At 56.0% G+C, this 19,093-nt stretch carries 12 protein-coding genes and 1 riboswitch; of the genes, 6 read left to right on the top strand and 6 right to left on the bottom strand.

Annotation, left to right across the window (positions count from 1 at the left end; genetic code table 11):
• Positions 1-364: 364 nt before the first annotated feature.
• The 4 genes from metA (at position 365) to aceK (ending at position 6,268) form a co-directional block, all read left to right on the top strand.
• Positions 365-1,294: a homoserine O-acetyltransferase MetA gene (gene metA, locus ACVLVH_RS21080; protein WP_101763126.1), complete on the top strand. Its 930-nt coding sequence runs from the start codon at positions 365-367 to the stop codon at positions 1,292-1,294.
• Between the two features lie 266 nt (positions 1,295-1,560).
• Positions 1,561-3,159, top strand: coding sequence for a malate synthase A (gene aceB, locus ACVLVH_RS21085; RefSeq protein ID WP_192412745.1), 1,599 nt, complete (start codon positions 1,561-1,563; stop codon positions 3,157-3,159).
• A gap of 16 nt (positions 3,160-3,175) precedes the next feature.
• On the top strand, positions 3,176-4,477 hold the full coding sequence (aceA, locus tag ACVLVH_RS21090) for an isocitrate lyase (protein WP_101763124.1): 1,302 nt from the start codon (positions 3,176-3,178) through the stop codon (positions 4,475-4,477).
• A gap of 57 nt (positions 4,478-4,534) precedes the next feature.
• Positions 4,535-6,268 carry a bifunctional isocitrate dehydrogenase kinase/phosphatase gene (gene aceK, locus ACVLVH_RS21095; protein WP_498950013.1) on the top strand — a complete coding sequence of 578 codons (1,734 nt, stop codon included), beginning with the start codon at positions 4,535-4,537 and terminating at the stop codon, positions 6,266-6,268.
• Here the strand turns inward: aceK and iclR are convergent.
• Positions 6,265-7,098: a glyoxylate bypass operon transcriptional repressor IclR gene (iclR, locus tag ACVLVH_RS21100; RefSeq protein ID WP_101763122.1), complete on the bottom strand. Its 834-nt coding sequence runs from the start codon at positions 7,096-7,098 to the stop codon at positions 6,265-6,267. The genes aceK and iclR overlap by 4 nt on opposite strands.
• A gap of 197 nt (positions 7,099-7,295) precedes the next feature.
• On the opposite strand from iclR, the gene metH reads away from it, so the two are divergent.
• On the top strand, positions 7,296-10,979 hold the full coding sequence (gene metH, locus ACVLVH_RS21105) for a methionine synthase (protein ID WP_498950014.1): 3,684 nt from the start codon (positions 7,296-7,298) through the stop codon (positions 10,977-10,979).
• Between the two features lie 97 nt (positions 10,980-11,076).
• Here metH and ACVLVH_RS21110 read toward each other — a convergent pair whose 3' ends face one another.
• The 5 genes from ACVLVH_RS21110 to pgi form a co-directional block, all read right to left on the bottom strand.
• Positions 11,077-13,167 (bottom strand): YjbH domain-containing protein, encoded by a 2,091-nt coding sequence (locus ACVLVH_RS21110; RefSeq protein WP_498950015.1) that lies wholly within the window; start codon positions 13,165-13,167, stop codon positions 11,077-11,079.
• Positions 13,167-13,904 carry a capsule biosynthesis GfcC family protein gene (locus tag ACVLVH_RS21115; protein ID WP_498950016.1) on the bottom strand — a complete coding sequence of 246 codons (738 nt, stop codon included), beginning with the start codon at positions 13,902-13,904 and terminating at the stop codon, positions 13,167-13,169. The genes ACVLVH_RS21110 and ACVLVH_RS21115 overlap by 1 nt, the downstream gene beginning before the upstream one ends.
• A complete protein-coding gene (locus tag ACVLVH_RS21120) occupies positions 13,901-14,548 on the bottom strand; it encodes a YjbF family lipoprotein (RefSeq protein ID WP_110868119.1) in 648 nt (215 codons plus the stop codon). Before ACVLVH_RS21120 ends, ACVLVH_RS21115 begins: the two co-directional genes overlap by 4 nt.
• 73 nt (positions 14,549-14,621) lie before the next feature.
• Entirely contained in the window at positions 14,622-14,870 is a 249-nt protein-coding gene (gene yjbE, locus ACVLVH_RS21125; protein ID WP_101763117.1) for an exopolysaccharide production protein YjbE, read from the bottom strand.
• Positions 14,871-15,393: 523 nt separating this feature from the next.
• A complete protein-coding gene (gene pgi, locus ACVLVH_RS21130) occupies positions 15,394-17,040 on the bottom strand; it encodes a glucose-6-phosphate isomerase (RefSeq protein ID WP_137384941.1) in 1,647 nt (548 codons plus the stop codon).
• Between the two features lie 373 nt (positions 17,041-17,413).
• A riboswitch (Lysine riboswitch) is annotated at positions 17,414-17,608 on the top strand.
• Between the two features lie 112 nt (positions 17,609-17,720).
• On the opposite strand from pgi, the gene lysC reads away from it, so the two are divergent.
• Entirely contained in the window at positions 17,721-19,076 is a 1,356-nt protein-coding gene (lysC, locus tag ACVLVH_RS21135) for a lysine-sensitive aspartokinase 3 (RefSeq protein WP_110868121.1), read from the top strand.
• Positions 19,077-19,093 lie beyond the last annotated feature (17 nt).

A 19,093-nucleotide genomic window follows, 5' to 3' on the forward strand; every position in this document is an offset into this window, starting at 1 on the left:
GAAGTGAAACGCCGTAGCGCCGATGGTAGTGTGGGGCCTCCCCATGCGAGAGTAGGGAACTGCCAGGCATCAAATAGTGAAGAAGCCCCGGACGAGAGTCCGGGGTTTTTTTGCGTCTGAAATCAGCTAAAATCGCATAGAATAGAGCGATTCAGTGTATGAAAATCACGCAAATTTCATCTCAAACTTTCATTTCAAGAAGCAAATCCAGCATAAATACGCCACGACTTATCCCAAATCCCATCTAAAGCTGAAACATTTTCATAAACCGCATGAAGACTCGACATTCTCGACATAACACGTTAATGTCGGGCATCTGGATGTCTAAACGTTTATACGGTTATCAGTACGAGGTGAGCAGGTTATGCCAATCAGGATTCCCGACGAATTACCGGCAGTGAATTTTTTGCGTGATGAAAACGTCTTTGTCATGACGTCGTCGCGCGCCAGTGTTCAGGAGATCCGTCCGCTAAAAGTGCTGATTCTTAACCTGATGCCAAAGAAGATTGAGACAGAAAATCAGTTCCTGCGTCTGCTCTCTAACTCACCGTTGCAGATTGATGTGCAGCTGCTGCGCATTGATAGTCGCGAGTCGCGCAACACGCCGACGGAGCATCTGAACAACTTCTACTGCAACTTCGAAGACATCCAAAACGATAACTTCGATGGACTGATTGTGACCGGCGCGCCGCTGGGATTGGTCGATTTCAATGATGTCGCTTACTGGCCGCAGATTCAGCGCGTGCTGCATTGGGCGAATGAACACGTTACCTCCACGCTCTTTGTCTGTTGGGCGGTTCAGGCGGCACTCAACATTCTGTATGGCATTCCTAAGCAGACGCGGCAGAACAAATTGTCCGGTGTTTATGAGCACCAAATCCTGCATCCCCACGCCTTACTAACGCGCGGGTTTGACGACAATTTCCTGGCCCCGCATTCACGCTATGCTGATTTTCCGAGCCAGCTGATCCGCGATTACACCGATCTCGAGCTATTTGCCGAATCGGAATCCACCGGCGCATATCTGATGGCGAGCAAAGACAAGCGCCTGGCGTTTGTCACCGGCCATCCGGAGTACGATGCCCTGACGCTCTCGGGTGAGTATCATCGCGATTACGATGCTGGCCTGCAGCCGGACGTGCCGTTCAATTACTTCCCGCACGACAACCCAGAGCTGCCACCGCGCGCCACCTGGCGCAGCCACGGCAACCTGCTGTTCTCCAACTGGCTGAACTACTACGTTTATCAGATCACGCCGTTCGATCTGCGCCGGATGAATCCAACACTCGAATAGATCAAACACCTCGTTTGATCCTGCCGCGCTAGCCGAAAGCTATCGCGGCTTTTTTTTTGCCTTCAATTCACCAGTGGAAGTTATTGCCTTTAATTCGAGAGATTAAATTACATAAATATCAATCTGATAAATTAACATAAACATTAAAATGGAAATAGTTTTTGAAATTAAAATAAAAATCATTATGCTCTGATCTTGCAGGTTATAAAACACCCTACATCCGGATCCGATCGTTAAACGATGGATCAACTCAGGAGGCAGCCCGCATGACAGACTCGGTTATCAGCAATACGCTAACCTTCAGCCAGCCCTTTACCCACGCGGAAAAGCAGCTGCTTACCCCAGAAGCGATCGACTTTATACACGCATTAGTGGTGCGCTTTGCACCAGAGCGCGAACGCCTGCTGAAAGCACGCCAGCAACGACAGAAGCGTTACGATCAGGGTGAGTTACCCGGCTTTGATTCGGAAACCGCTTCCATTCGTGAAAATGCGTGGCAAGTTCGTCCTATTCCGCAGCTGCTGCAAGATCGTCGCGTAGAGATCACCGGGCCGCCGGATCGCAAAATGGTGATCAACGCGCTCAACGCGAACGTCAACGTCTTCATGGCCGATTTTGAAGATTCACTGGCGCCAACCTGGCAGAAGCTAATCGACGGACAATTAACACTGCGCGATGCCACCAACGGCACGCTGAGCTTTACCAGTGAAACCGGCAAGATCTATCAGCTGCGCGCCAATCCGGCGCTGCTGATGTGTCGGGTGCGCGGTCTGCATCTGAATGAAAAGCATGTGGAGTGGCGCGATCGGGCCATTCCCGGCGGATTGTTCGACTTTGCGCTCTACTTTTTCCACAACGTTGAAGCGCTGCTGGAGAAGGGCCACGCGCCATGGTTCTATCTGCCGAAAACCGAGCATGCCGCTGAAGTGGCGTGGTGGCGTGAGATCTTCCGCTTCAGTGAAGATCGCTTCGATCTGCCGCGCGGCACCATCAAAGCCACGGTATTGATCGAAACGCTGCCGGCGGTATTCCAGATGGATGAGATCCTGTGGGAACTGCGTGATCACGTCGTTGGCCTCAACTGTGGCCGTTGGGATTACATCTTCAGCTACATCAAAACGCTGGGCCAGCATCCCGATCGTATCCTGCCGGATCGCCAGCAAATCAGCATGGATCAGCCATTCCTCGATGCCTATTCACGCCTGCTGATTCGAACCTGTCATCGTCGTGGTGCGCTGGCGATGGGCGGTATGTCGGCGCTGATTCCGAGCAAAGACGCGGAGCGCAATTTATGGGTGACGCAAAAGGTGCAGGAAGATAAAGCGCGAGAAGCGGGCAACGGTCACGACGGAACCTGGGTGGCGCATCCCGGCCTGGCTGATATCGCGATGGAGGAGTTTGACCGTCGGCTGGGCGATCAGCCCAACCAACTGCACATCACGCGTGAGCAGGATGCGCCAATCACCGCCGAACGTCTGCTGGCGCCCTGTCGCGGCAAGCGTACTGAAGCCGGCATGCGCGCCAATATCCGCGTGGCGCTGCAATATCTGGAAGCCTGGATCAGCGGCAACGGCTGCGTTCCGATTGATGGGTTGATGGAAGATGCCGCCACCGCTGAAATCGCCCGCACCTCCATCTGGCAATGGATTCATCACAAACAAATTCTCAGCGATGGCCAGCCGGTAACGGTGGCGCTGTTTGAACGGCTGCTGGAGGAAGAGCTGGCCACCTTGCAGCAAACCGTTGGCGCAGAACGTTTTCAAAATGGACGCTTCGACGATGCCGCCGCGCTGATGGCGCAAATTACCACCGATGACGAACTGGTTTCCTTCCTCACTCTGCCGGGCTACCGCCTGCTGCCTTGAACCTGGAGATATGACGATGAATCGTACGCAACAGATCAAACAACTGGAATCGAGCTGGAATGATGCGCGCTGGCAGGGAATTACTCGCCCGTACAGTGCGGAGGATGTGGTCAATCTGCGCGGTTCGGTCAATCCCGCCTGCACGCTGGCGGAGCGCGGTGCCACCAAACTCTGGTCGCTGCTGAATGGTGAATCGAGCAAAGGCTACATCAACAGCCTCGGCGCGTTGACCGGCGGACAAGCGGTGCAGCAGGCGAAAGCCGGCATAGAGGCGATTTACCTCTCCGGCTGGCAGGTGGCGGCAGATGCTAACCTGGCCGGGCAGATGTATCCCGACCAATCGCTGTATCCGGTGAATTCGGTGCCAAATGTGGTGGAGCGGATTAATCAGAGCTTCCAGCGTGCCGATCAAATTCAGTGGGCCAGCGGCGTATCGCCAGAAGACAGTGATTTTATTGATTACTTCCTGCCGATTGTCGCCGATGCGGAAGCGGGCTTTGGCGGCGTACTCAATGCGTTCGAGCTGATGAAATCGATGATTCAGGCCGGTGCCGGCGCGGTGCATTTTGAAGACCAACTGGCGGCGGTGAAGAAGTGCGGCCACATGGGTGGCAAGGTATTAGTCCCAACGCAGGAAGCGATTCAGAAACTGGTGGCGGCGCGTCTGGCCGCAGACGTCATGAACGTGCCGACAGTGTTGCTGGCGCGCACCGATGCGGATGCCGCCGATCTGATCACCTCAGATTGCGACCCGCGCGATGCGGCGTTTATCACCGGCGAGCGCACCTCGGAAGGCTTCTTCCGCACGCGTGCCGGGATTGAACAGGCGATCAGCCGCGGGCTAGCGTATGCGCCTTATGCCGATGTGCTGTGGTGCGAAACCTCAACGCCAGATCTGGAGATGGCGCAGCGCTTTGCCGACGCGATTCACGCGCAGTATCCCGGCAAGCTGCTGGCTTACAACTGCTCGCCTTCGTTCAACTGGAAGAAGAACCTCGACGATCGCACTATTGCCCGTTTCCAGCAGGCGCTGAGCGAAATGGGCTATCGCTTCCAGTTCATTACGCTAGCCGGGATTCACAGCATGTGGTTCAACATGTTTGACCTGGCGCACGCCTATGCACAGGGCGAAGGCATGCGCCATTACGTGGAGAAAGTGCAGCAGCCGGAGTTTGCGGCGCGCGATAAGGGTTACACCTTCTCATCGCATCAGCAGGAAGTGGGCACCGGCTATTTCGATCGCGTCACCAACGTCATCCAGGGCGGACAATCCTCCGTGACCGCGCTGACCGGCTCCACCGAAGCCGCACAATTCTGAAGCCGTTGTAAGGTCGCCATTCAATGGCGACCACTTACCGCTAAAGGAGCGTTGCCGATGACGCCGAGAGAATCGCTGATTGCCCACACCATTCTGCAAGGTTTTGACGCGCAGTATGGCCGCTTTCTGGATATCACCGCCGGTGCGCAACAGCGCTTCGAGCAGGCCGACTGGCACGCGGTGCAGCAGGCAATGAAAGCGCGTATCCATCTTTACGATCACCATGTTGGCCTGGTCACCAACCAGCTGCGCATTCTCAATGACACTTCGGACTGGGATGACGCGTTCTGGTTACGGGTGAAAAGCCATTACGAAACCTTGCTGCCCGGCTATCCGCGCCATGAAATCGCCGAAAGCTTCTTCAATTCGGTCTATTGTCGCCTGCAGGGCCACAGCCATTTGTCGTCCGAGCGTCTGTTTATCTTGCCGTCGCAGCCCTATGCGCCTGCACCGGTTGCGCCGCGCCCGCTGTCGCGCCTCTATCGTCCGCAGCAGAATTGGCAGGAAACACTGCGTCAGGTGCTGAATGACATTCCGCTGCGTCTAACGTGGCAGGATCAAACGCGCGATATCGGCTGGATTGTGCGCCATCTGCACGAGCAGTTTGGTGCCACACAGCTGGCGACGGCGACGCTGGATGTCGCCAGCGAACTGTTTTACCGCAACAAAACCGCGTGGATTGTGGCGCGCCTGCAGCTGAGTGATGGCATGGTGCCCTGTTTGCTGCCGATTCAGCGCGATGATGCTGGCCGTTTGTGGATTGATACCTGTCTCACCGACAGCGATGATGCCAGCATCGTGTTTGGTTTTGCCCGCGCCTATTTCATGGTGTACGCGCCGGTGCCAGCCGCGCTGGTGGCGTGGCTGCAACCGATTCTGCCGGGAAAAACCGTGGCAGAGCGCTACATGGCGATTGGCTGTCAGAAGCACGGTAAAACCGAATGCTACCGTGAATACCTGCACTATCTGGCGCACAGTCAGGAAGATTTCACCGTCGCACCCGGCATTCGCGGCATGGTAATGATGGTGTTCACGCTGCCGGGTTTTGATCGCGTATTTAAGGTGATCAAAGACCGCTTCGCACCGCAAAAAGAGGTCACCGATGCGCAGGTGCGCGACTGCTATCGCATGGTCAAAGAGCACGATCGCGTGGGTCGTATGGCGGATACGCAGGAGTTTGAGCACTTTGCGTTACCGCGCGCGCGAATTCCGGCCGAGCTGATGGCGGAGTTTGAGCGCGATATCCCGGAAAAGCTCGAGCTGCGCGACGATGTGGTGATCATCCGCCATTTGTGGCTGGAACGCCGCATGGAGCCGCTTAATCTGTGGCTGGCTCAGGCTTCGCCGGAACAGCGGCAGCACGCGATTGGCGAATACGGTGATGCGATTCGTCAGCTGGCGGCGGCAAATATTTTCCCCGGCGACATGCTGTACAAAAACTTTGGTATGACGCGTCATGGCCGCGTGGTGTTTTACGATTACGACGAAATCCGCCCGATGACCGAACTGGTGTTCCGCGATGTGCCGCAGGCGCGCTATGAGGAAGATGAGCTGCAGGCCGAGCCGTGGTACAGCGTCGGGCCGGATGATGTGTTCCCGGAAACCTTTCGCTATGCGCTGTGCAGCGAACCCTCGACCGGCAAACTGCTGCAGGCGCTGCATCCGCAGCTGTTTGATCCCAACTGGTGGCGCGCGCTGCAAACGCGCATCCGCGAAGGGCATATTGAAGAGGTCATTGCGTGGCGCGCCAGCCAGCGTTTCAGCGCGCGCTATGCGTCGGTGGCCGCTTAGCGGCCAGAATAGGTTTGGGTCACCTGCTTCGCGGCGCGGATCACCAGCGCACCCAGCTCGGTGATACGGTCGTCAGTCATGCGCGCAATCGGGCCGGAGATTGAGATGGCGGCGAAGGGTTCGCCATGTTCGTCATAAATCGGTGCCGCAACGCAGCGCAGACCCAGCGCGTGCTCTTCATCATCGTGCGAAAAGCCCATCTTACGAATCAGCGCCAGATTCTCCTTCAGGCTGTGCGGCGACATCAGCGTTTTCGGCGTGTAGTGATGCAGCCCTTTTTGATGCAGCAGCGCGGTAACTTGCTCATCGCTCAGATGCGCCAGAAACGCTTTGCCGGCGCCGGATGCATGCATCGGCAGCTTGCCGCCAATCGGCGCGGACATGCGCATCAGCTGCGTACACTGCACCTGGTCGATGATCACCGCCTGATAATCGCTGAGATCCAGCACCGCCAGATTCACCGTCTCGCCGGCATCTTCCATCAGCTTGCGCAGCAGCGGATGCACAATCGCCAGCAGATTGCGGCTCTGCAGGAAGCTGCTGCCGACCACAAACGCGTGCGAACCAATGGTCCACAAACCTAAGTCGCCCACCTGATGCACAAAACCTTGCTGCTGCATGGTGGAGAGCAGGCGATGAGTGGTGGAGTTGGGTAAACCGGCCTGTTGTGCCAGTTCGGTCAGCGCCACGCTGCCGTGGGATTCGGCAATCAGCTCCAGCAGGCGCAGACCACGCGTCAAAGATTGTACTTGCCCGCCGACGGGCGCGCTGGTGGTAGCCGTTGTCGCACGCGGTTTCTTGCCGCGTTTCACGGGCGCAGGGGTTGCCATAACGTCTCCAATTCGCATCAATGCTGGAAACCATTTTCGTTTTTAACCGCATTAATGCAAACGCTGACTTTCTGGTCAGACCTGTCATCGGCAATAGCTGAAAATGTCTCATCTGAGCTGACTTTTGATCACCTGCAAGTTGTGCCAGTATGACTGGCTGGCATATTAGCCAACGCAATGACGTGGACGGGGCGAGAGTGAGCAACAAAACAGAAATGCTGCAGCAGCAGCTGGCGCAACGCATTATGATTCTGGACGGTGGCATGGGCACCATGATCCAGAGTTATAAACTGAGTGAGCAGGATTTCCGTGGCAGCCGCTTTGCCGACTGGCCATCTGATTTGAAGGGCAACAACGATCTGTTGGTGCTAACCAAACCGGAGGTGATCCGCGAAATCCACGATGCCTATCTCGCTGCCGGCGCGGATATTCTCGAGACCAACACCTTCAACTCCACCACCATTGCGATGGCCGATTACGCGATGGAAGCGCTGTCGGCGGAGATCAACTTCGAAGCCGCCAAACTGGCGCGTGCCAGCGCCGACGCATGGACGGCGAAAACGCCGCATCGTCCGCGCTACGTGGCAGGCGTGTTGGGCCCGACCAACCGCACCTGTTCTATCTCGCCGGACGTCAACGATCCCGCCTATCGTAACGTCACCTTTAATCAGCTGGTGGAAGCTTACCGCGAATCGACGCATGCGCTGATCGCCGGTGGCTCCGACCTCATCATGATCGAAACGGTGTTCGATACCCTGAACGCCAAAGCGGCGATCTACGCGGTGCAGGCCGAGATGGAAGCGATGGGCGTGAAGCTGCCGCTAATGATCTCCGGCACCATCACCGATGCGTCCGGTCGTACGCTCTCCGGCCAAACCACCGAAGGTTTCTATAACTCGCTGCGCCACGCCGAACCGCTGTCGTTCGGCCTCAACTGTGCTCTTGGCCCGGATGAACTGCGTCAGTATGTGGCGGAGCTGTCGCGCATTGCGGAAGGCTACGTCACCGCGCACCCGAACGCCGGTTTGCCCAACGCCTTTGGTGAATACGATCTCGATGCGACGATCATGGCTGAGCAAATTGGTGAGTGGGCGCGCGCCGGTTTCCTCAATATTATCGGCGGCTGCTGCGGCACCACGCCGGAACACATCGCGGCGATGGCGGCCGCAGTAGAAGGCGTTGCGCCGCGCCAGTTGCCTGAGATTCCGGTTGCCTGTCGCTTAGCTGGGCTTGAACCGCTGAATATTCAGGCCGATTCGCTGTTCGTCAACGTCGGTGAACGCACCAACGTCACCGGCTCGGCCAAATTTAAGCGTCTGATCAAAGAAGAGAAATACAACGAAGCGCTGGATGTGGCGCGCCAGCAGGTAGAGAACGGTGCGCAAATCATCGACATCAACATGGATGAAGGCATGCTGGATGCGGAAGCGGCGATGGTGCGCTTCCTCAATCTGATTGCTGGTGAGCCGGATATCGCCCGCGTGCCAATTATGATCGACTCCTCGAAATGGGAAGTGATCGAGAAAGGCCTGCAGTGCATTCAGGGCAAAGGCATTGTGAACTCTATTTCGATGAAAGAGGGCGTGGAACCGTTTATCGCGCACGCGCGCAAAGTGCGTCGCTACGGCGCAGCGATGGTGGTGATGGCGTTTGACGAAGCGGGTCAGGCGGATACGCGGGCGCGCAAAATTGAGATCTGTCGTCGCGCCTACAAGATTTTGACCGAAGAGGTCGGTTTCCCGCCAGAAGACATCATTTTCGACCCGAATATTTTTGCCGTAGCGACCGGCATTGAAGAACACAACAATTACGCGATGGACTTTATCGGTGCCTGCGAAGACATCAAGCGCGAACTGCCACACGCGATGATCTCCGGCGGCGTCTCCAACGTGTCGTTCTCGTTCCGTGGCAATGAACCGGTGCGTGAAGCGATTCACGCGGTGTTCCTCTATTACGCCATCCGCAACGGCATGGACATGGGCATCGTCAACGCCGGTCAGCTGGCGATTTACGACGATCTGCCTGCCGAACTGCGTGACGCGGTGGAAGATGTGGTGCTGAATCGTCGTGACGATGGCACCGAGCGCTTGCTGGAACTGGCGGAGAAATATCGCGGCAGCAAAAGCGACGGCGAGCAGGAGAAACAGCAGGCCGAATGGCGCAGCTGGGACGTGGTAAAACGTCTGGAATACTCGCTGGTGAAAGGCATCACCGAGTTTATTGAGCTGGATACCGAAGAGGCGCGCCAGGCAGCAGCGCGGCCGATTGGAGTGATTGAAGGGCCGCTGATGTCCGGCATGAACGTGGTTGGCGATCTGTTCGGCGAGGGCAAGATGTTCCTGCCGCAGGTGGTAAAATCAGCGCGCGTGATGAAGCAAGCGGTGGCCTATCTCGAACCTTATATTCAGGCCAGCAAAGAGGCCGGACGCAGCAACGGCAAGATTGTGCTGGCAACGGTAAAAGGCGATGTGCATGACATCGGCAAAAATATCGTCGGCGTAGTGCTGCAATGTAACAACTACGAAATCATTGACCTCGGCGTTATGGTGCCGAGTGACAAAATCCTCAAAACCGCGATTGCCGAGAACGCCGATATCATCGGGCTTTCCGGCCTGATCACGCCGTCGCTGGATGAGATGGTCAACGTCGCCAAAGAGATGGAGCGCCAGGGATTCACCATCCCGCTGCTGATTGGCGGCGCGACTACCTCGAAAGCGCATACCGCAGTGAAAATCGAGCAGAACTATAGCGGACCAACGGTCTACGTGCAGAACGCCTCGCGCACCGTGGGCGTGGTGTCATCGCTGCTGTCCGAAACGCTGAAAGAAGATTTCGTGGCGCGCACGCGCAAAGAGTACGACACGGTGCGTATTCAGCACGCGCGCAAAAAGCCGCGCACGCCGCCGGTGAGCCTGCAAACTGCGCGCGATAATGATTATGTCATTGATTGGGAAAGCTATACGCCGCCGGTGGCGCACCGCCTCGGTGTGAGTCCGGTCGAAGCCAGCATTGAAACGCTGCGCAATTACATCGACTGGACGCCGTTCTTTATGACCTGGTCGCTGGCCGGCAAATATCCGCGCATTTTGGAAGATGAAGTGGTAGGCGAAGAGGCCAAACGCCTGTTTGCCGATGCCAACGCCATGCTCGATATGCTGAGCAGCACCGGCACGCTCAATCCACGCGGCGTGGTGGGAATTTTCCCGGCCAACCGTGTCGGCGATGACATTGAAATCTACAGCAACGAGAACCGCAATCAGGTGCTGTGCGTCAGTCATCACTTGCGTCAGCAGACCGAGAAAACCGACTTCGCCAACTACTGTTTAGCCGACTTTGTGGCACCGAAATCCAGCGGTAAAGCCGATTATCTCGGCGCGTTTGCGGTTACCGCCGGAATTGAGGAAGATGCGCTGGCCGAGGCGTATGACAAGCAGCACGATGATTACAACAAAATCATGGTGAAAGCGGTGTCGGATCGCCTGGCAGAAGCCTTTGCTGAATATCTGCACGAGCGCGTGCGGAAGGTGATTTGGGGCTTTGCCGCCCATGAAAATCTCAGCAACGAAGAGCTGATTCGCGAGAACTATCAGGGCATTCGTCCCGCACCGGGTTATCCGGCTTGTCCGGAACACACCGAGAAAGCACCGATCTGGCAGCTGCTGGAGGTAGAAAAACATACCGGCATGAAGCTCACCGAATCTTTCGCCATGTGGCCAGGCGCAGCGGTTTCCGGCTGGTACTTCAGCCATCCTGATAGCAAATACTTCGCCGTGGCGCAGATTCAGCGCGATCAGGTGGAAGATTACGCCGCGCGTAAAGGCATGAGCGTGAGCGAAGTTGAGCGCTGGCTAGCACCCAATTTGGGTTATGACGCAGATTAATAGTCGGTAACGCGCAATAAATGGCGCCGCTACGGTATGTGCACCTCTCCGTAGCGGCGCGATTTATCGCGCGGGTTTCACACCACCCGCGCTGATGTTAATTAAATCGCGCATCACGATCTGACGTCAGGTCATACAGCTGATATTTACGACCCAGCATCTGCCCACCATCTCGCGTCAACGGCACCCAGTTCACCTGCGCGCGGCCTCGCGTTGGCGTCACGGTAAACAGATCCATCGGCACCGAAATGTAGAAGCCTTTGGTGAAGTCGCCTTCGCCATAGGCTTCCGCCGACACGTTGGTTTTGGTGGCGTAGAAGCCCACCATCACGCCGCTATCAAACCGCTTCGACACATCAACGGTAACGCCTTTATCCTTCGCCAGATATTCACCGACGCTGGCTTTCACCAATACGTCCTGCATAAACCACGGACGCCAGTACGCGGTGAAATGTCCGGTTGGCGCTTTGTAATCGGTGAACTGCATCATGTTGTCCCAATCACGCTGCTTCACGTAGTTGGCATCAACCCCGAAGGCCCAGTTGCTATCTATCGGACGATACAGCACTTCGCCGCCGACGCCGCCGTACATGGTTTCCAGATAACCGCCGTAAACCTGGCCGTAGAAACCGTTGCCGAGCGCCTGCATGTAGTTGGCTTGCAGATCGTTAACGTAAACGTTGTTCTCAACGTAATCACGAATATGCGTACGCACGCGCGGCAGCGTGGAATCCGCCGGTGCGCCGTTGTAGTTGAACTTATCGTAGTTATTGGCGAGGTTGCCAAACAGGCTGCCGCCGACCAACAGGTGATCGGTAAGCCAGTAATCGGCGTTGGCCATCACGCCAACCTGATACATGTAGAAGCTTTCCGGTCCGCCGACGGACTGATTCAGCACCGGCGACAGGCTGTAGTTCAGACGATCTTTGCGGATAAAGAAACCTTGCTCGGTGGTACCGGGATCGACCGGATTTTCACGCGTCTGCTGCAGCGGCTGTTCATGCCCCAGCGGATAACCCACGAGTTCGTTATGCAGGCTGGCAACGTTGGTGCGCGTGCTCACCTGCGGCATATTGAAGCGCGACTCGGTGACGTCGATGGTATCGATGCCGGCCGGCAGGTTGTTCATGATAATGCGATTGGCGCGATCGACCCCTTCGCGCGTATCGCGATATTTGGTCTGCTCGCCGGACACATACAACGTGCTGCCTTTGGTTTGAATATGCGGGCCATTCAGTCCTGCGTTGTACTTCAGATCGGTCAGCTGGTTTGCCACCACCGTTGGCTGCAACAGATCGCCCTGCGGCTGCGGGTTGTAGGCCGGCTTCTCGCTATCGAGATGCGACTGATGCAGATCGTTGAAATTGGTGCGCAGGGTAAAGCCGAACATAAAGGTGTTGCCGCGCTCGTAGCTGGCGTTGATGTCCGCCCAGTCGGTGAGGCGATAAATCGCGCCGACGTTGACCTTACTGCGCTGATCCAAACGACCGGCGAAATCATCCTGATAATCGTTGCCTTCGTACTCCAGCTTGAGGCGCAGCGGCTGCCACGGTGTTTGATACTCTACGCCGCCAAACAGCGCCGCCGGACCGTGGAACATCTGCGAGCCATTAATTGAACCCGCTTCGCCACCGCCGGTGCGGCTACAGAAGCTGTCGCTGTAGGAGCAGAACGGGTTCTTAATGGTGCCGCTGTTGCCGAGATAACCCCAGCCCAGACCCAAGGTGAAATCGAACGGGCCCCACGCTTTGCTCGCCACCAGATATTCGCTGTCGAACAGCCCGGTACCGCCTAAATCGCGTGAGCCAACCGCCACTTCTGGCAGCCAGTAGCTCTCTTGCCATAGGCGCAGCTTCACATCGAAGGCTTTATCTTTATAGCTTTGGTTGCCGCTGAAACCTTCTACTGCGCTGTAACGGCGGGTACGCACATCGGTATAGCGTACGGTGGTTTCCAGCCACGGGAACAGCTGCAGCGAGGCAGAATAGTAGCGATATTGATCGTTATCGCGGAAGTTGACGCTAAATTCGCCCTCTTTCGCCATACGCGCGGTGGGCGTCTGCATCAGGCCAACGCCACCAAAATCCGATTGAGAAGGACCGACCGGTTCAGGCCAGGTTTCCGCATGCACCTGGCAAGCGGCGGAAACAGAAGCAGCCAACAGGCTGAGAAGTAATTGTTTTTTCATCAGTCTGGTATCCGGTGAGTCAGAACGGAAAGCATGCGCTCATTCAAATCGCTGTGGCCCCATGGCAAGCTCCATGAGGTGAAACCGAGCCAGATAATGCTGCCGGGTTCCACTTCGATATGGCGATGATTCCAGTAGGCGACCGGAACTTGCTGGGTGCTGCCGGACGGCGCAATCACCGTGGCATAGCTGCGTTCCGCGCCGGACAGACGATCGTGGCCTTCGAGGTAATCACGCACTTCGCGGCCCGGCTGCCAGCGCGCTTTACCCGGATTGCTCAACGCCCCCAGCACCAGTACCTGCGTCGGCTGCGCCAGCATATAGAGGTCATAGCTGCCTTGCAGCGTGCGGTTATCCTGTGGACGCAGACGCACGTCATCGGGATCGAGCGAGGTGAACTGGCGGCCCGTTACCTGCAGCGCGCCAAGCTGGTGGATAACCGAGCCGATGGTTGCGGCCAACGACTCGCCGCTGTCTGCTTGCCAGGCGCGCAGATCGGCCAGCAGCTGCTTCTGTTGCTGCTGTGCTACCGCCGTTGCGCCGCGTTCGGCAATCACCGTGCCCGGCCACCAACTGCGCAGTTCAGGATGGGTGAGCAACTGACTAAGATTCTGCGCATCGTTAATTTGCAGTGTGTTTTTTCCCGGCAGTTCGTGCACGGTGACTTGCGCCGCCGCCAGTGCGTGGCCAGCCGTGAGCAGCGTCAATGCTGCCAGCATTGGAGTTATTTTTTTCATGATTTCGCCGGCTTCAGAATGGTGGTTTCAACGGGGAAGGCATCGGCGGCCAGCATCTGGTTGGCCTGCAATACCGTGCCATCACGGTTATCGATCCAGAAGGTGTTCTGCCACTCCGCGCCTACGTTCTCCATGCGCACGGTTTCATGCCAGACGCGGCACGGTACGCGTTCACCGGCGATGTCCAGCACCGTATCGTCACCTCGCTCGAAGCGGGAAACCGCTGTGGCGGCACGCACTTTATCTTGCTCGCGCCACTGCACCACGCGCGTCCAGCTGGCACCGTTTTGCAGATGCAGCGCATCGGCGAGCGGATCCTGCGCCAGGTTACTTACGTCAGCGAGGTTGCTCGGTAAACCCAGGGTTTTGATCAGACGGCCATGCTGCATCACCAGCATCGCTTTATCCTGGGTGATCCACTTCTGTTGGCCGTTTTCGTTGTAACCGAGCACCACGAAGATGCGCGGTCCTTCATTGATGCGGGCATAGAGGCTGGCGTAGGGCAGGTTAGCAACCTGCTCGTTGGTGACCGTGACATCATCCGGGCCATTCACGGCCAGCATCACGGTTTGTTCGAGACCTTTTTGTGTTTGTGTGCAGGCCTGCAACAACAGGCAAAGAAGTAGCAAAGAGAGTCGGCGCACGGTGTATCCCTGTCTAAATAAGCCAAGCAAAAAATAACCACACGGGTGTGTGGTTATGCTTAAAGGTGCTACATCAACGAGTGGTGCTCGTTGTGGTGGTTGTTGTTGTACCGGTATTTGCACCGTCACCGCCGCCAGAAGCAGCAATGCCGAGACCCACTAACGCACCGAGCGCGCCGATACCCACAGCGGTAGACGCGCCGGAAGAGATTGCTCCCGCCTGCGCGCCTGCTGCAGCACCAGCTTCTTCCGGCGCGGCAATCGCAGCGGAAGAAACGGCAACGTAAAGTAAGGCTGCACCGGCAACCATCAGTTTTTTCATAACAACGTTTCCTGCATTTATATGAATCAATGAATGTAGGATTTACCCAGATTTCGGGCGCGTTCAGTATAGGGCAACAAATTACCAGAGTTCAGCATGAGTAAAAGAGGGCAGGAAGTCGGGTTTTTTCTGGTGATAAATACGGCGAATTGGCGTTAGCTGCTTTTTTTTAACGCCTTTTTTCAGGCTAATAGGATAAGTGAATGCCTGCGCATTTCACGGCAGAGTTTTTCACTTTTGCACTAATTATTGGTACGGAATGGGAATAATCGGAATTTACTTACAAGGCTTAAATTAAAATCATAGATCTATCAGATGGATAAACTATTTGTCGGGTTAAATTAGGTCCATTTTTAAGCCAGGTAAGGTGCGGTAAATTGAAATGAATTACGAATTTCCTTACGCCACTTTAAGAATTTTCTAACCCTGTTTAAGGCAGTAATTAATAATATTGCGTGTGAGATGGCTTGGTTGACAAAAAAAAGGCGGCAATTACGCCGCCTTATGTAAATTAGCCGGAAAATTAACGCCAGGATTTGTAGCGATTAATTAAGCCATTAGTGGAGCTATCGTGGCTGCTAATTTCAGCGTCATTTTCCAGTTCTGGCAGAATACGGTTTGCCAGCTGTTTACCCAACTCAACACCCCATTGGTCAAAGGTGAAGATGTTGAGAATCGCGCCCTGAGTGAAGATCTTGTGCTCATACAGCGCAATCAGTGCACCCAGGCTAAACGGGGTAATTTCACGCAGCAGGATGGAGTTGGTTGGGCGGTTACCTTCGAACACTTTGAACGGCACGATGTGCGCGACAGATTCGGCAGATTTACCCGCATCGGTAAACTCTTTCTCCACCACATCGCGTGACTTACCAAACGCCAGCGCTTCGGTCTGCGCGAAGAAGTTCGACAGCAGCTTTGGATGGTGATCGGTCAGCACGTTGTGGCTCAGTGCTGGTGCGATAAAGTCGCACGGAATCAGTTTGGTGCCCTGATGAATCAGCTGATAGAACGCATGCTGGCCGTTGGTGCCAGGCTCGCCCCAGATGATTGGGCCGGTCTGGTAATCCACTGGATTACCTTCACGGTCAACGTATTTACCGTTGGATTCCATGTTGCCCTGCTGGAAGTAAGCAGCAAAGCGATGCATGTACTGATCGTACGGCAGAATCGCTTCGGTTTCGGCACCAAAGAAGTTGTTGTACCAGATACCGATCAGCGCCAGCAGGACCGGCAGGTTCTGCTCGGCAGGCGTGTTGGCGAAGTGCTTATCCATGGCGTGCGCGCCGCTCAACAGCTGCTCGAAGTTCTCGAAGCCGATGGAGAGAATGATCGACAAGCCGATAGCTGACCACAGTGAATAGCGGCCGCCAACCCAATCCCAGAACTCAAACATGTTGTCGGTATCAATACCGAACTCACCCACCGCTTTACCGTTGGTCGACAGCGCAGCGAAGTGCTTCGCCACGTGCTGCTGATCGCCCGCAGTTTTCAGGAACCAGTCACGCGCGCTGTGGGCGTTGGTCATGGTTTCTTGCGTGGTGAAAGTTTTAGATGCCACGAGGAACAGCGTGGTTTCCGGGCTGAGATCTTTCAGCGTTTCGGCGATATGGGTGCCATCGACGTTAGAAACAAAGTGCATGTTCAGGTGGTTTTTGTACGGACGCAGCGCTTCGGTCACCATGAACGGGCCGAGGTCTGAACCGCCAATCCCGATATTCACCACGTCGGTGATGGCTTTGCCGGTATAGCCTTTCCAGTCGCCGCTGATGATGCGCTCGGAGAAGCCTTTCATCTTCGCCAGCACCGCGTTGACTTCCGGCATCACATCTTTGCCGTCCACCACAATGGGCGTGTTGCTGCGGTTACGCAGCGCAACGTGCAGAACTGCACGCTCTTCGGTGCGGTTGATCTTCTCGCCAGAGAACATCGATTTGATGGCGCCTGCCAGATCGGTCTCTTTAGCCAGCGCCTGTAATTTTTCGAGGGTTTCCTCGGTGATGCGGTTTTTTGAGAAATCCACCAGCATCTGGTCATCGAAAGTGGCAGAGAATTTCGCAAAACGATCGGCATCTTGCGCAAACAGGTCGGCGATTTGCACCGATTTCATCTGCTCAAAATGCTGCTGCAGCGCTTTCCAGGCAGCGGTTTGGGTCGGATTGATATTTTTCATGGCAACACTCTAGTTGATATAAGAACCGTCATTCCATCCGGGGCGTCCTGCTGGCCCGGCATCCATAGCATTCTTGCACGGGGATGAGTATGACCACAGTTACTGGCTAAGGGAAAAAATTTGTGACCGTGGCCGCACTGTTTCAGGTAAATCCGGCAGCGATTGTCGGTGCTGCGCCAGCAGAATTCCCTGTGCCGCATCAGAAAAAAGCCGCTTTTGTCTGATTCGGACACTACTTTAGGCCGCTGTTGGTGGGCGCGTTTGTTCAACGATGCGTTTACCGAAGTGTAAAAGTGAGAAATCCTCAAAGTGCGGGGATGGACAGGGGGGAAAATAATCAGTAATTTATGCGCGCTACTTACACCTCCGGGTGTAAGCCAGAAGAGGCGCGTCGCCCAGGCAGTGTGTTTGAGGATCCGTATCCGCAGAGAACACATCAGGGGGTGTGACGCCGAGGTGGGGCAACACGCGGGGTGTTGCACTGTCGGCTGCAGGGGCTGAATCCTCTGGGTTGTCACCAGAATCGTCCACAGTCGGACGGTTCGCAAGGTGAAGCGCTTTTGGTGACTTGTCTACTACTGATCTTGTCTGCCCAATTCTGCTCTTCTCTTGTGCCTAGGCTGCTACTATGTCTTCCGCCCCAAAACGGAAGAAAGATAACCTGACACGGGGTTCGTAATATGTCCCAAAATCTTATCGTGGCTAAATTTGGCGGCACCAGCGTTGCCGATTTTGATGCTATGAACCGCAGCGCAGATGTTGTGCTGTCGGACGCCAATACCCGCTTAGTGGTGCTCTCTGCCTCCGCTGGCGTGACCAATCTGCTGGTAGCCCTTGCTGAAGGCCAGGAACAAGCGCAGCGCGCTTACCTGCTGGATGAAATCCGCCGTATTCAATATGCCATCATCGATCGTCTGCAATCGCCGGATGTGATCCGCGATGAGATTGATCGCATGCTGGAAAACATCACCATGCTGTCTGAAGCCACCTCGCTGGCGACCTCACATGCGCTAACCGATGAGCTGGTGAGCCACGGTGAGCTGATGTCGACGCTGCTGTTCGTGGAGATTCTGCGCGAGCGTCAGGTCAACAGCGAATGGTTTGACGTGCGTAAAGTGATGCGCACCAGCGATCGTTTTGGTCGCGCAGAACCCGAAGTGGCGACGCTGAAAGAGCTGGCCGCAACGCAGCTGCAGCCGCGCATTGCGGAAGCGCTGGTGGTGACGCAGGGCTTTATCGGTAGCGAAATCAAAGGGCGCACCACCACGCTTGGTCGTGGCGGCAGCGACTATACTGCTGCGCTGCTGGGCGAAGCGCTGCAGGCCGCGCGCATTGATATCTGGACCGATGTGGCCGGTATCTACACCACCGATCCACGCGTGGTGTCCACCGCTAAACGCATCGAAGAGATTACCTTCGAAGAAGCAGCGGAGATGGCGATCTTTGGTGCCAAAGTGCTGCATCCGGCCACTTTGCTGCCGGCCGTGCGTAGCGATATTCCGGTGTTTGTCGGTTCGAGCAAAGATCCGGCCGCGGGCGGTACGCGCGTGTGCAACGAAACCAAGAATCCACCGCTGTTCCGTGCGCTGGCGCTGCGTCGTAAGCAGACGCTGGTAACGCTGCACAGCCTGAACATGCTGCATGCACATGGCTTCCTCGCCGAAGTGTTTAACATTCTGGCGCGCCACAGCATCTCCGTTGATCTGGTGACCACTTCCGAAGTGAGCGTGGCGCTGACGCTGGACAGCACCGGTTCAACCACCACCGGCGACAGCTTGCTGACCCAGGCGCTGTTGACCGAACTCTCTTCACTGTGCCGTGTGGAAGTGGAAGAGAATCTGGCGCTGGTGGCGATCATCGGCAACAACCTGTCAAAAGCGTGCGGCGTCGGCAAAGAAGTGTTTGGCGCACTCGAGCCGTTCAACCTGCGCATGATTTGTTACGGTGCCAGCAGTTATAACCTTTGCTTCCTGGTGCCGACCCCAGATGCCGAGGAAGTGGTACGTGCGCTGCATAAGAATCTTTTTGGTTCTTAAGGCCAGTTTTTAGCATG

Source organism: Kluyvera sp. 1366 (assembly GCF_054823405.1).

Coding starts and splice junctions, on each gene's coding strand:
- metA (WP_101763126.1), top strand. CDS start 365: ATGCCAATCAGGATTCCCGACGAATTACCGGCAGTGAATTTTTTGCGT.
- aceB (WP_192412745.1), top strand. CDS start 1,561: ATGACAGACTCGGTTATCAGCAATACGCTAACCTTCAGCCAGCCCTTT.
- aceA (WP_101763124.1), top strand. CDS start 3,176: ATGAATCGTACGCAACAGATCAAACAACTGGAATCGAGCTGGAATGAT.
- aceK (WP_498950013.1), top strand. CDS start 4,535: ATGACGCCGAGAGAATCGCTGATTGCCCACACCATTCTGCAAGGTTTT.
- iclR (WP_101763122.1), bottom strand. CDS start 7,098: ATGGCAACCCCTGCGCCCGTGAAACGCGGCAAGAAACCGCGTGCGACA.
- ACVLVH_RS21110 (WP_498950015.1), bottom strand. CDS start 13,167: ATGAAAAAACAATTACTTCTCAGCCTGTTGGCTGCTTCTGTTTCCGCC.
- ACVLVH_RS21115 (WP_498950016.1), bottom strand. CDS start 13,904: ATGAAAAAAATAACTCCAATGCTGGCAGCATTGACGCTGCTCACGGCT.
- yjbE (WP_101763117.1), bottom strand. CDS start 14,870: ATGAAAAAACTGATGGTTGCCGGTGCAGCCTTACTTTACGTTGCCGTT.
- pgi (WP_137384941.1), bottom strand. CDS start 17,040: ATGAAAAATATCAATCCGACCCAAACCGCTGCCTGGAAAGCGCTGCAG.
- lysC (WP_110868121.1), top strand. CDS start 17,721: ATGTCCCAAAATCTTATCGTGGCTAAATTTGGCGGCACCAGCGTTGCC.